Raw genomic sequence first — 13,166 nt, 5'->3', positions numbered from 1 at the left:
TTTGTCCCTTTAAAAGTGGACACGTTTAAAGGATTTTAATGTTGTGTGGAATTGATGAAGCAGGCCGTGGTCCAATCGCAGGACCTTTAAGTGTAGCAGGAGCTATCTTTATAAATGAAGTTAAAGAATTAGATGACTCTAAAAAATTAAGTGAGAAAAAAAGGGAAGAGTTATTTCCCAAAATTAAAGAAAACTGCCACTATCATATAGTATTTAAAAGTGCTAAAGATATTGATGAAAAAGGAATTAGTACTTGTTTAAAAGAGTCGATTAGGGAAATCATGGAAACTTTAAAAGCTAAATGTAATGAAAATGTAGAATTTTTAATGGATGGAAATACTTCTTTTGGGATAAATACACTTCAACATAAAATAAAAGCAGATGCAACTATAAAAGAGGTAAGTGCAGCTTCAATATTAGCAAAAGTAAGTCGTGATAGATATATGAATAAAATAGCACCAAACTATAAAAAATATGATTTTGATAAACATAAAGGATATGGAACAAAAGCTCATGTTGAGGCAATTAAAAAATATGGTAGAAGTGATGAACACAGAGTTACTTTTAGATTAAAAGCATTAGGTGAAGAGAAAATTGGAGTGCAAAAAAATCTATTTTAGAATTATTGCATATCTAATTTATTTAGAAACCTCTCCAATATGATTTTCAACAGATTTCACTTTTCCTTCAAGTCTATTTTCATGACCAGATCTAATATCAAAAGTTATAGTTGAATATATCCGTTTTGAACCTAGTTCTTCTAATTTGTCATAACATTTTTGAATTACCAATAAAGCTTCACTCATTTTATCTGTTTCAATAACAGTAGACATTGCAGTTAATTTATAAGGATATCCACAATCTCGTATAACTTTTAAAACTTCAGAAACTTCTTTACTTTTACTTTCACTTTTATCTGTTGGAAACATAGCCATTTGTAACAATACTGACACAATAACCCCTTATTTTAATTAAAAATATTTAGTTGATTTTTTCCATTTTTTTTAGCAACATACATACCTTCATCTGCCCTATCAAGTGCAGAATATATATCATCACTTGCATTACACAAGGTTAAGCCCATGCTTGCAGTAACTTTTATACTTAGATTTTCAACCTCAAGTTTTGCATTTTCTATAGTTTTTCTTAGGTTTTCTGAATATTTTTTTGCACCATGTAAAGATGTATTTGGCAATAAAATAGCAAACTCTTCACCACCATATCTACAAATAACATCACTTTTTCTTTTGTGTTCCATCATTAAATCAGCTACTGCACATAATACATAATCACCTATTTGGTGACCATATGTATCGTTTATTTTCTTAAAATTATCAAGGTCAATAAGTAAGATTGATACATCTTTACCTTCTCTTTTTGCAAGACTTATTGACTCTTTTGCTATTGTTTCAAAATATCTTCTATTGTAAATTTTTGTTAGAAAATCTTTTTCAGAAAGATCTTTTAATTCTTTATTCATTTGAAGCAATTCTTCTTCATTGCTTTTTAGTTGACGGGTTACTTTAAAAAGTACTATGTTTTTATAAATAATTACAATTATTAAAAGGGAAAAAAGTCCAATAAAAAAATACAAATATGGTAATTCTTTATATTCAGATAACCTTTTAAATTCATTTTTTAAATGATTAATTAAGCTATTGTCATGATAAACAAAATCTTTTATATCAATATTATTTTTAACTAAACCCATAACATTGTACAAATCATAAATTCTTTGTAATTTATTTAAATCAATATTTCCTAAAATATCAGTATTATAAAAAGAAAGTTTTTTTAATTCGTATCCTTCAAAAATCAACTCTTCTCTTGTTAAGTTTTGAGTATTATATTTTTCTAAAATTAAATCAGCCGTTTCTTCAATATTTGAATAGGCATATTCCCAACCTTTTAACGAAGCATTTCTAAATTTTTCAACTAATTCTTTTTGATTTTCCAATTTTGTTTTACTTGTGTATAAGAAATCACTGTACATATCAAAGCCATAATCACTTGGGGAAAAAATATTATACTCAACTCCTATTTTTTGTAAATAATATGGTGCCTTTGAAGTATAAGCTGATATAACATCAGTTTTCTTATCTATTAAATCATTTATATTGTGGGTGTGATTAATAAATTTTAAATTTTTTAATTCAACTTTTTGTGAAATAATCATAGACTTTAATGATACCTCACTTGCATCATCAATGGTAGTCATTATTCTTTTACCATCAAAATCAGTGATATTATTGATATTTGATTCTTTTGTAGAGATTAAAATTAGTGGACTATTTTGAAACAAAGCATACAAAGTAACGATATTTTTATTATCACTTTTATCTAAAATTAAAGTTTCTCTACCAACAGCAAAATCATATTTACCATCATTTACCCCTTGAGGGATATCAAGACCAAATTCAAAAGGTTTAATATTTACATCAAAACCTTCATCTTTGTAAAAACCTTTTTCTTTTGCAATAAAATAACCTGCAAATTGAAATTGATTAAACCAAGATAATTGTAATATAAGACTATTTGCTTTAGCTAAAAAAGGATTTAATATCATAATAAGAAACAGTGTAAAGAAAAAATGATTCATTTGTTTTAATTTCCTATTCATGAGTTGTTAATAAATTATTTTATGAATTGTATTCTACAACAGTTTTGTTAAAAATGATTTAATATAACTAAGTTTTTCAAGACTTTTACTATGTGAAAAAGATATATTATATAGATTTATTAATATTTTATTTACATTATTTTTGATATTATTTCAAACTTTACAATAAAAAAGGGGAAAAGTATGCAGATAGAAATATCTCCAGAAGTTTTATTATCTCAACTAGGGTACGCTAAAAATGATTCTTCATTGAAGCAAGCTGAAGATGTTATTAATGAAACTAAAAATTTCAATAAATTTTCAAAACATATAATTAGTTTAAATGACCATTTAAAAAAGATGAACGCATATGTTGCTTTATCAAACTCGTCTAATTATTTAAAAATTAAATGTGACGAAAATGATGCAGATGCAATCTTAACTGAATTCCATGATGAAGTGTCTCATTGGGCTGGGAAATACAATGTTGATGTTGAAAAACTAGATAAAAAGCATGTATATTATATTTTAGGATCTAACTAAAAAAGGCAATAAAGATATCTATTTTAGATATCTTTATTTATTATTTAAAAATCTTTTTATAAGAGTGGCAGTAAGGGGTTTTCCCTGTTCTTTCATAATAATTTTGATGATAATCTTCTGCTTCATAAAATACACTTGATTCATATAAAGATGTAGCAACTTTATAATTCATATCTTCAAGTTCATCTACTAATTCCAAAGAAGTTCTTTTTTGACCTTCATTTTGATAAAAAATTGCTGATAAATATTGACTTCCTATATCTGGTCCTTGCCCATTAGTTTGAGTAAAATCATGGATTTCAAAAAAATGTTTAGCTAATTCTCTAAAAGAAACTTCACATTCATCATATTCTACCCTTACAACTTCTAAATGACCTGTTCTACCTGTACATACAGCTTCATAGCGTGGGTTTTCCATATGTCCACCCATATATCCAGAAACAACAGAATGTACACCTTTAAACTTTTCAAAATAGTGTTCAACACCCCAAAAACAGCCAGCAGCAAAATATGCAAAAGCATGTTGTTCACAACAATTTTCTATACTTTTGAATGATAAAGACAATGAGTTTACACAGTGTCTCATATTTTTTGAAGTGAAACCTTCACCTTCGAAAACATGACCTAGATGCGCTCCACAATTGGCACATATAATTTCTACTCTTCTTCCATCTGCATCAGGAATTCTTTTTACAGCCCCAACAATTTCATCATCAAAACTTGGCCATCCACAACCTGATGAAAATTTATCTTCCGATCTGTAAAGTGCAGTATCGCACTTTCTACATTTATAAACTCCGTCTTCATAAAAGTCATTGTACTTTCCAGAAAAAGGTCTTTCTGTACCTTTATTTTCTATTACATACTCTTCTTCAGGAGTTAATTTATTATAGCCCATACGCCTCTCTTTACAAAAATTAATTGCGGTAGTTTATCAAAACAACAACAAAGAGTGCATTAATTTTTAATATAATCAATATACTTTATTTTTTTTTAATACTCAAAAAATATTAATTTACTAAAAATCTTTGCTCAACTAGAAGTTTTCCATTTTCGTAAATCTTGCCTTCAAAGATATCACCTTCAACAAAATTTCCAACACCCTTTGGAGTTCCTGTCATGAGAATATCTCCATCTTCAAAAGATGAAAAAGTTAAAACTTCATCAATAATCGCTATTGGTTTGTTTATCATCAAAGTGACCCCACCTTTTTGTTTAAGTTCCCCATTAATATAAAGTTCTAACTCTAAGTCATTAATACTTCCATTAAAATTAACAAACTTTGAAAATACAGCTGAACCATTAAAGCATTTTGCTCTTTCCCATGGTAAACCCTTTTTCTTTAAAGTGCTTTGTACCTCTCTTAGGGTTAAATCTAATCCAAATCCAACTGCTGAGATTTTGTTTTCTTCCATTAAAAAAGAAATCTCTGCTTCATAATGACATGAACTATTTCCTTTTGGGAAATTCAATATTCTTGAAACAGAAGAATTTGGTTTAAAAAAGAAAACCATCTCTTCAGGAGTTTCATTATTTAACTCTTTTATATGTTCTATATAGTTTCTTCCAATACATACAACTTTTGAGGGAAAAATCTCTTGCTCATTTATAATTATTGAATTCATATATTATATCCTTATAAAATGTCCCATCTTAAGAGGGACCAATATTTTTTATTAAATCATTGATAATAACTGCTGTTAAACCCCAAATAATATCACCTTTATAGTCATAAACCCAAACTCTATGTCGTCTATGCCCCCAAGGTTTATGATAAGTTTGAGGTAGACCTAACTCTTCAACAGGGAAAAGAATCTCTTTATTCCCATCCTCATCTATAGTATATGGATGAACTTGATACTTTAAATTATATTCAATTGGGGGATTATTTTTAAAAAAGTCTAAAGGAATAATTAATACATCTTCAACTTCATTTTTATCAATTACCATATTTTTAATTGCTCTTTTTTTTACTCTAGCTACAAAAGATTCAACCAAAGCACCAATGGGAGCAACATAGGTATCCAATTGTCCTATTACTTTGATATCTTTTTTCTTAATGCCCAATTCTTCATATGTTTCCCTTAATGCTGTCTCTTTAAAATTTTTATCATTTTCTTCTTTCCTGCCACCTGGAAAACATATATCGCCACCTTGTCTTATATGAGCAGCTCTTTTTTGGAAAATCAAATAATAATCATCTTTTATCTTTACAATAGGAATTAAAACTGCAGAATTAAAATATCTATCCCTTGCCATAACCCCAGGTTTATTAGGTAGATTTTTAACAAGTTTTTTAAGCTCTTTCTTTTTCATATTACCTTATTCGAATTTTTAAAAAAGTATAGCAAAAAAATTTAAAATATCATATTTTTGTCATATGTTCATTATATAATTTTTATACCCCCATTCATGAAGACTCATAGAATGATGATTAGTTTAAATACTAGTCGACCTTTTTTAAATAATTTAAAGTCGTAATCGCTCCACGACTTTAAATTACATATTTAGTTTTGATATATTCTTATTACAATGTTTATTTGATTTTAACATTTCACAAGCATCATTTTAATAAAATAAGAAAAAGGCTATAGATGAAAATTGTATTGATATTTTTCTTTCTTGTTGTATCTATTTTTGCTAAAGAAATATCTTTTACAAAAGAGGAAAAAGATTTCATTAAAAATCATGAGCCTATTAAAATCGCCTCAATTAAATCATATATTCCTTTTAGTTATGAAAAAAACAATAAAAAAGTTGGACTTACTCACGATTTACTTGATTTAATATCTAAAAAAAGTGGTCTAAAATTTGCAAAAACAAATGGTTCTTGGTCAACAATCTCTAAAAAGTTCAAAAATAAAGAGGTTGATATAATAAGTGAGATCTCTTATAAAAAAGATAGAGAAGAGTACACAGTTTTTACTGAACCTTATTATGAAGTACCAATTGGAATTTTTACAAATGGATTAATAAAATACGAAGGTATAAAATCTTTAGAGGGTAAAAGAATAGGAATATTAAAGGGTTCATTCTTTATTCAAATTTTAAAAAATATTAAAGATGTTGAAGTTGTTGAATTAGAATCGGAAAAAGAAAAACTTTTTTATCTAATAAATAATCAAGTTGATTTAATAATCAGCAATGCTATGACAGAAAACTACACCTATAATCTAATGTACAAAGATGTAAAACTAAGTGGTTTTTTTGAAAATGATCAGATAAGTAAAGAAGATTTGCGATTTGGTATACAAAAAGAGAATAAAATATTAAGTTCAATTTTTTTAAAAACCTTTGAATCTATCTCTTTAACTGAAATGATTCAATTAAAAAAAGACTGGATATATTCAAATAAAAACCTTTATACTAAAGCATATTTAACAATCGAAGAAAAAAACTTTATAGAAGATAATTTAATAAAAGTTGGAATAGAAAGTTCTAAACCATATATCTTTTTTAATGAAAAAGAAAATGATATTGATGGATTTTATTCTGATATTTTCAAGCTAGTTTTAGAAAAAACTGGTTTAAAAGTTGAATATATAAAAGATTCATGGAATAATCTATTAAATAGTTTCAAAGAAGGAGAAATTGACTTACTTCCAGCAACTTTTTATAATAAAAAAAGAGAAGAATTTGGCTTATTTACAAAAGAATACTACAAAGTTAAAGAGTATATTTACACTAAATCATTAAATTATAATGACTTAAAAAACTTAAACAATAAAAAAATTGCTATTGTAAAAGGTTATGCAACAATTGATAAACTAAAGAAAAAATTTCCTGATATTCAAATAATAGAAACAGAAAGCCTAGCTCAATCAGTTTCTTTAGCATTAAATGAAAGTGTTGATGCTCTTATTGATTATCATTTAGTAGTAGAAAACTTTTTGTTTGAAAATGCAATTTTAGATTTAAAAGGTACTCCCCAAGATTATTTAAACGCTGCATCAGTTCACTATTTTTCTAAAAAGAATCAACCTATTTTAAACTCGATTTTACAAAAAGGTTTAGATTCAATTTTAAAAGAAGAAAAGATAAAACTGTACAACAGTTGGTTTACCGCAAGTAGTGTTTTAAGTTCACAAAATTCAAAAACAATAAATGAAAAAAAATTTATTGAAAAGCATCCTTTAATAAGATTTAGGGTTAGACCAAATAGAGCCCCTTATGAGTTTGAGAAGAATGGAGAAGCTGCAGGGCTAGCAGTTGATTATGTAAAAGAAAGTGCAAAAAAGATGGGTCTTGAAGTTGAGTTTGTTATGAATAACGACCCCATTAAAGATGCTTTTTACAATATAAATAATAATAGAAAAAAATATGATACTTTAATTTATTCAGTTAAAAATCCAGACAGAAAAAAAGAATTTTCTTTTGGTATTGAGTTTTTATCTTATCCTCTTATGATTATTACCCATAAAGATGCAAACTATATTGGCTCAATGAATAGTTTAAATAATAAAACAGTAGTTTTAGAAAAGAGTTTTTTAACAAATGAGTGGATAAAAAGAGATTATCCAGAAATAAATATTATAAATGCAAAAGATACAAAAAGTGCCTTAGAGATGGTAAATGATAATAAGGATATTACATACATAGGAAACTTAGGAGTTGCTAATTATCTTAGGGTTCATGATAAATTAGAAAATATAAAAATAGCTGCCCCAAGTGGATATGGAGATATAAATTATAGTTTTGTAGCCCCTAAAGAATGGCCAGAGTTGGCCTCTTTATTAAGTAAGGGATTTAAACAAATAACTCCAACAGAACATATAAATATTCAACAAAAGTGGTTTTCAGTTCAAGAAATTAAACAAACTGATTATTCTTTGATTATTAAAACCTCTATTATTTCGTTTTTAATAATCATTTGGATTTTATGGTGGAATAGAAAATTATCAAAAGAGAAAGATAAAACAAAAATAGCATTGGAAGAGCTTCAAAAAGCTAAAAGTTTATTAGAAGAGAAAAATAAAGAAGTTTTAATCTCCCAACAGTTTCTAGAATCAGTTTTAGATGAGAGTCCTAATCCAATTATTATTAAAGACTATAATAATAACTTTGTTTTAGTAAATGAAGCTTTAGCTAAACTTTATAATACTACAAAAGAAAATTTAATTGGAAAAGATGATAGTTCATTTCTTGAAGACAAGGAAATGGCTAACTTTTACAAGGAAAATACTAGAAGTGTTATGGATACAGGCAAAACTCAAATTGTTTATGAAGATTCAAAGGATTTAAAAACTGGAGAGATTAAAAACTTCATGTCCATAAAAAAACCATTTAAAGATACAAATGGAAATCACTTAATATTAGTTATTGCAAATGATATTACTGAAATCAAAAAACTTGAGGCTGAAAGATTAAAAAATCAAGAATTGATTTTCCAACAATCTAAAACAGCTTCAATGGGTGAAATGATTGGAAATATTGCCCATCAATGGAGGCAACCTTTATCTATAATATCAACTGCTTCGACTGGGCTTATTATTGAAAAAGAATTAGGGGTATTAGATGATAGTAAACTAATCGATACACTTAAAAGTATTAATGAATATACACAACATCTATCTAATACAATTGAAACATTTAGAGAGTATATAAAAGATACTAAAGAGTTTAAAGAAGTTATATTGCAAGATAGAATCAAAATGGCAATAAGTATAATAAATGCTTCTTTTAGTAGTAACTTTATAGTTATAAAAACAAATATTGAAAATGTAGAACCCATTAAGATTAAACTTGTTTTAGGTGAACTATCAGAAGTTTTAATTAACATATTTAATAATTCAAAAGATGTTTTAAAAGAAAGAAAAATAAAATCACCTTGGGTAGATGTTCAATTAAGAAGACAAAAAAATAAAGCGATAATAACTATTGAAGATAATGGTGGCGGTATTGATGAGAAGATTATTGAAAGAATTTTTGAGCCATACTTTACAACAAAACATCAGTCTCAAGGAACTGGCTTAGGTCTTCATATGAGTTACAAAATTATAACTGAAAGTTTAAAAGGTTCAATATATGTCAAAAACACTTCAAATGGAGCGAAATTCTTTATTGAATTACCCCTTTAATATATTATAATTTCCTATTTTGATATTTTGACCAATCTGGCATTTCATGAATATATCCATCAAATAATGATGAAGATATTATAAAATCAGCTGTTTGTCTATTTGTTGCAATTGGGATTCTATAGGTATCACATATTCTTCTAAGAGCTGTAATATCAGGCTCATGGGGTTGAGCTGCCATAGGATCAACAAAGAAAAATAAAATATCAATTTTCCCTTCAGCTATCATTGCTCCTATTTGCTGATCTCCACCCAAAGGACCAGATTTTAGTCTGTGAACTTCAAAACCTTCATCTTGTAAAAGTTTTCCTGTGGTTCCTGTTGCAAATATCATATGTTTTTGTAAAGTCCCTTTATTGAACATTGACCAATCTATCAAGTCAAGTTTTAAATTGTCATGGGCTACTAAAGCTATATTCATTTTTGTCCTTTTAATAAATATTTTTTGTAGATGATAAAATTGTATCTAAAATGGATATTAAACTATATTATCTAGTAATATATCTTTTGCCCTTGCAACTTCAATAAAAGACTCATGTGTTCCACCAACATCAGGGTGTACTTTTTTTACTATAATTTTATAAGCAGTTTTAATTTGTGTCTTTTCTAGTTGTCCATGAATAGGTAAGTCTAAAAGTTTTCTGTATTTTTTTTCTATTTGTTGATTTGAATTTTCTTTTTTTCTAAAAAAGCTATTTATATTTTCATTAAATTCTTTTTGATTTTTTCTTTGGGTAAAAAAGGCTTCTTTTTGGATTATTTCTTTATCTTCTTCCCACTTTTGCGTAGTAAAGATCTCACAAGATTCAAAAGCAATTTTTCCATTTAAAATAAGCTCTTCTAAATCAAAAAAGACCATTTCATATGGCTCTTCAAGGTATGCAATAACTTTGTACCCTTTTGCTTCAATCTTTTCAATCCAAACAAAATCTCTAAGAATAATATCTTTGTTGTATATGATATAATCTTCTTCTAAAAACTGTTCATAATCTTGCATTTTAATCCCCTGTAAAACTTTATATGCAAGAAGTGTGCTTTTCAACTATTCTTCGTGGTGTGTCAACATTCTTAAGACTCTAATAACCTTATCTTCTTCTCTTACTTCATATACAAGTCTATGTTGAATATTATTTTTCTAGAATATGCACCACTTAAATTTCCAATATATTAAATAAAAATCTATTAATATATGTACAATTTTAGAAGTCCAATGTCTCTTATATCTTATAGCAGGTAAAACATCTTTCAAATAATAAATTTCATCCTGCCACCAATTTTTAATTTTATTTAACATTTATACCTCAAATATATTTATTATTAAATGTTAATAAAATTATTATTAAGAAAAAAGATTTATTATAATGAATAGATTTTAAAAGAAATAAAGGCGGAAAGAAAAATAAACTATAGGAGTTTACATGTAGTAAATGACTATATTTATTTTTCTTGACAACGCCTATTTATGAAGAAAGATGTTTATTAGAATAAATCTTCCTGAATTAGTGTAAGAAGTGTCTTTTACCTGAGAAATACAACGCCATACCAAACTCATCAGCCGCTTCAATAATCTCATCATCTCTAATTGAACCACCTGGTTCAATCACACATTTCACACCAGCTTCTTGTGCAGAGTCAATTGAATCTCTAAATGGAAAGAATGCTTCAGATGCTAGAACTGAACCTGTTACGTCTAGTCCTAAATCTTCTGCTTTTCGTAAAGCTGCTTTTGCTGCATCAACTCTACTTGTCATACCCATACCAACAGCTACCATTGCTGAGTTTTTAACATATACTACACAGTTTGATTTTGTTAAACTTGCTACTTTATATGCTATTTCCATATCTTTTATTTCTTGTTCGCTTGCTTCTCTTTTTGATTTTAGTTCTGAGTTTCTTACCTCATCTTCTTCAACTTTATCAGCATCTTGATAAACAAATCCACCATCAACTATTTTGAAGTTAAATGCATCATTTGCCATTTCAAGTTTTGTTGTTCCTTGTTTAAATAGTTTTATTCTTTTTTTCTTGTTTAACTCTTGCTCAGCTTCTGCTGTAAAGTCTGCTGCAAATACAACTTCTAAAAAGATTTCATTCATTTTAACTGCTAGATCTAAATCAACTACTCCATTTACTGCAACTACGCCACCAAATGCTGAGATTGGGTCACATTTTAAAGCTTCAGTATAAGATTCTAGTAGTGTATCTTTGATAGCAAATCCACATGGGTTTCCATGTTTTACGATACAAACGGCATTGTCAGTTCCAAAAGCAGATGCTATTTTTGCAGCTCCAGAAATATCACCCATATTATTGAAACTTGCTTCACCTTTTAGTGTGATAAATTTATTTGATAAATGTTTATCAAACTCATATAAAGCACCTTTTTGATGTGGGTTTTCTCCATATCTTGTATCAAATACTTTTTCACCAACGATAAATTGTTTTTGTCCCATTCCGTTGTTGAATCTTTTGTTCATATAGTTTGCAATCATAGAATCATAAGCTGCTGTATGTTCGTAAGCTTTTATCATCAAGTCTCTTCTAAATTCTTGAGTATTTGTTTCATTTTTAAGGTTGTTTAATACTACATCATAATCCGCTACATCAGTTACAATGATTACAGAATCATGATTTTTTGCAGCAGATCTAACCATAGCTGGACCACCAATATCAATGTTTTCAATAATCTCTTCAAAGTCATCAGTTTTTTCAATAGTTGCTTTAAATGGATATAAGTTTACACATACTAAATCTATACCTTCAACACCTAACTCACGTGCTTGATCTAAGTGTGATTGTTTGTCACGTCTATGTAAAATACCACCATGGATATATGGATTTAAAGTTTTAACTCTACCCTCAAAACACTCTGGAAATTTTGTAACTTCATTTGCTTCAATTACTGCAATTCCAGCTTCTTTTAGTTTGTTATAAGTACCACCAGTTGAAATAATTTCATATCCTAAAGATACTAACTCTTTAGCAAAGTTTTCAACTCCACTTTTGTCGCTAACGCTAATTAATGCTCTCATTAAGATTTACCTTTTGATTGTTGATTCGTGTAAGTTTTCGCGGATTATACTTAAAGTATATTTAATAAAGGCTTTTATAAGTTATTCAAAAGGGGGAGATTGAAATTCAATCTCCAAATGTTTTATTTTCTTCCTAAATAAAGACCAACTTGTTGTAAAGGTTTCCCTTTCATTTCACCACAAGTTTTATTTTCAGTAATATATGCTTTAGCTTCAGCTACAGAATCAAATTTTACATCAATCTTTTTACACATTTTATTGTAAATTTTTTCACCCATTTTTGCAGCTTTACCTTGTCTTTTTAAAATCATTGCTTTTTCTTTTTCCATCCCTTTTGCAACTATGGCATAAACTTCATCATATTTTTTTATCTCACCACCATTTGCTTTTTGAAAAGCTATAGCATCTGATTCATTAGCAAATCCATACTTACTAGTCATACTCATGGTACCAGGCTTAGAACTTCCAACAACATAAGTAGCATCTTTTGCATCTATAAATTTTAAAGTTTTATTATCAACAACTTTTTCATCACTTAACTTCGTACCATTTAACTCTTTATCCTCAACCATACAATGGATTGAACAATACTGTTTTGTATGACCTTCATGTTTTGCAGCATGATTTGTTTTATAGAACATTGGTAAAGTCATTCCACAAATTGGACAATATTTTTTTGTTTTTCCATCTTGAACAATTGTTGCTTTTTCCATTGGTACTGCTTGATACATCATTTTTTTTGGTTTTTTATCCATATTCCCTGCACCAAATGCAAATGTTAAAGATACAATAGCCAAAAGTGATACTTTAAAAATTTTATTCATTTTCTTCTCCTAAAATATATATTAAAAGAATAATAACAATTAAGAGTTAAATTACTGTTAATTAACTGTTATTTAACTCTTAATTGTTATT

Annotated in this window: 12 protein-coding genes; 3 read left to right on the top strand and 9 right to left on the bottom strand. The window is 27.5% G+C overall.

Annotation, left to right across the window (positions count from 1 at the left end):
* Window positions 1-32 precede the first annotated feature (32 nt).
* On the top strand, window positions 33-620 hold the full coding sequence (gene rnhB, locus AC2TY9_RS07905) for a ribonuclease HII (protein WP_489780414.1): 588 nt from the start codon (window positions 33-35) through the stop codon (window positions 618-620).
* Between the two features lie 18 nt (window positions 621-638).
* Here rnhB and AC2TY9_RS07900 read toward each other — a convergent pair whose 3' ends face one another.
* Window positions 639-953, bottom strand: coding sequence for a thiamine-binding protein (locus AC2TY9_RS07900; protein ID WP_489776855.1), 315 nt, complete (start codon window positions 951-953; stop codon window positions 639-641).
* Window positions 954-967: 14 nt separating this feature from the next.
* A complete protein-coding gene (locus AC2TY9_RS07895; protein ID WP_489776854.1) occupies window positions 968-2,599 on the bottom strand; it encodes a diguanylate cyclase in 1,632 nt (543 codons plus the stop codon).
* A 204-nt stretch (window positions 2,600-2,803) separates the two neighbouring features.
* Here AC2TY9_RS07895 and AC2TY9_RS07890 point away from each other — a divergent pair, with 204 nt between their 5' ends.
* A complete protein-coding gene (locus tag AC2TY9_RS07890) occupies window positions 2,804-3,142 on the top strand; it encodes a hypothetical protein (protein WP_489776853.1) in 339 nt (112 codons plus the stop codon).
* 40 nt (window positions 3,143-3,182) lie between these two features.
* On the opposite strand, the gene AC2TY9_RS07885 is transcribed toward AC2TY9_RS07890, so the two are convergent.
* The 3 genes from AC2TY9_RS07885 to AC2TY9_RS07875 all read right to left on the bottom strand — a co-directional run bounded on the left by AC2TY9_RS07885 (window position 3,183) and on the right by AC2TY9_RS07875 (window position 5,458).
* Window positions 3,183-4,040, bottom strand: a complete 858-nt coding sequence (locus AC2TY9_RS07885; protein WP_489776852.1) for a bifunctional methionine sulfoxide reductase B/A protein — start codon at window positions 4,038-4,040, stop codon at window positions 3,183-3,185.
* Window positions 4,041-4,152: 112 nt separating this feature from the next.
* Window positions 4,153-4,767 carry a fumarylacetoacetate hydrolase family protein gene (locus AC2TY9_RS07880; protein WP_489776851.1) on the bottom strand — a complete coding sequence of 205 codons (615 nt, stop codon included), beginning with the start codon at window positions 4,765-4,767 and terminating at the stop codon, window positions 4,153-4,155.
* A gap of 28 nt (window positions 4,768-4,795) precedes the next feature.
* Window positions 4,796-5,458 carry an NUDIX hydrolase gene (locus tag AC2TY9_RS07875; RefSeq protein ID WP_489780395.1) on the bottom strand — a complete coding sequence of 221 codons (663 nt, stop codon included), beginning with the start codon at window positions 5,456-5,458 and terminating at the stop codon, window positions 4,796-4,798.
* 278 nt (window positions 5,459-5,736) lie between these two features.
* Here AC2TY9_RS07875 and AC2TY9_RS07870 point away from each other — a divergent pair, with 278 nt between their 5' ends.
* On the top strand, window positions 5,737-9,219 hold the full coding sequence (locus AC2TY9_RS07870; RefSeq protein WP_489780394.1) for a transporter substrate-binding domain-containing protein: 3,483 nt from the start codon (window positions 5,737-5,739) through the stop codon (window positions 9,217-9,219).
* A gap of 4 nt (window positions 9,220-9,223) precedes the next feature.
* Here AC2TY9_RS07870 and AC2TY9_RS07865 read toward each other — a convergent pair whose 3' ends face one another.
* From AC2TY9_RS07865 to AC2TY9_RS07850, 4 genes are all read right to left on the bottom strand, one after another.
* Window positions 9,224-9,640 carry a methylglyoxal synthase gene (locus tag AC2TY9_RS07865; RefSeq protein WP_489780393.1) on the bottom strand — a complete coding sequence of 139 codons (417 nt, stop codon included), beginning with the start codon at window positions 9,638-9,640 and terminating at the stop codon, window positions 9,224-9,226.
* 57 nt (window positions 9,641-9,697) lie between these two features.
* Window positions 9,698-10,216 carry a J domain-containing protein gene (locus AC2TY9_RS07860; RefSeq protein ID WP_489780392.1) on the bottom strand — a complete coding sequence of 173 codons (519 nt, stop codon included), beginning with the start codon at window positions 10,214-10,216 and terminating at the stop codon, window positions 9,698-9,700.
* A 502-nt stretch (window positions 10,217-10,718) separates the two neighbouring features.
* Window positions 10,719-12,251: a bifunctional phosphoribosylaminoimidazolecarboxamide formyltransferase/IMP cyclohydrolase gene (gene purH, locus AC2TY9_RS07855; RefSeq protein ID WP_489780390.1), complete on the bottom strand. Its 1,533-nt coding sequence runs from the start codon at window positions 12,249-12,251 to the stop codon at window positions 10,719-10,721.
* 122 nt (window positions 12,252-12,373) lie between these two features.
* Complete coding sequence (locus AC2TY9_RS07850) at window positions 12,374-13,075, bottom strand: nitrous oxide reductase accessory protein NosL (RefSeq protein ID WP_489780389.1); 702 nt, start codon at window positions 13,073-13,075, stop codon at window positions 12,374-12,376.
* Window positions 13,076-13,166: the final 91 nt, after the last annotated feature.

The organism is Arcobacter sp. ISO1 (assembly GCF_058105185.1).
Note: the sequence above shows the minus strand (reverse complement) of the source record. Positions and strands in the feature narration are given on the sequence as shown.

Excerpts from the sequence above, each read along its gene's own strand:
- AC2TY9_RS07850 (WP_489780389.1), bottom strand. The coding sequence starts at position 13,075 with ATGAATAAAATTTTTAAAGTATCACTTTTGGCTATTGTATCTTTAACA.
- AC2TY9_RS07885 (WP_489776852.1), bottom strand. The coding sequence starts at position 4,040 with ATGGGCTATAATAAATTAACTCCTGAAGAAGAGTATGTAATAGAAAAT.
- AC2TY9_RS07870 (WP_489780394.1), top strand. The coding sequence starts at position 5,737 with ATGAAAATTGTATTGATATTTTTCTTTCTTGTTGTATCTATTTTTGCT.
- AC2TY9_RS07875 (WP_489780395.1), bottom strand. The coding sequence starts at position 5,458 with ATGAAAAAGAAAGAGCTTAAAAAACTTGTTAAAAATCTACCTAATAAA.
- AC2TY9_RS07860 (WP_489780392.1), bottom strand. The coding sequence starts at position 10,216 with ATGCAAGATTATGAACAGTTTTTAGAAGAAGATTATATCATATACAAC.
- AC2TY9_RS07895 (WP_489776854.1), bottom strand. The coding sequence starts at position 2,599 with ATGAATCATTTTTTCTTTACACTGTTTCTTATTATGATATTAAATCCT.
- AC2TY9_RS07880 (WP_489776851.1), bottom strand. The coding sequence starts at position 4,767 with ATGAATTCAATAATTATAAATGAGCAAGAGATTTTTCCCTCAAAAGTT.
- AC2TY9_RS07865 (WP_489780393.1), bottom strand. The coding sequence starts at position 9,640 with ATGAATATAGCTTTAGTAGCCCATGACAATTTAAAACTTGACTTGATA.
- AC2TY9_RS07890 (WP_489776853.1), top strand. The coding sequence starts at position 2,804 with ATGCAGATAGAAATATCTCCAGAAGTTTTATTATCTCAACTAGGGTAC.
- purH (WP_489780390.1), bottom strand. The coding sequence starts at position 12,251 with ATGAGAGCATTAATTAGCGTTAGCGACAAAAGTGGAGTTGAAAACTTT.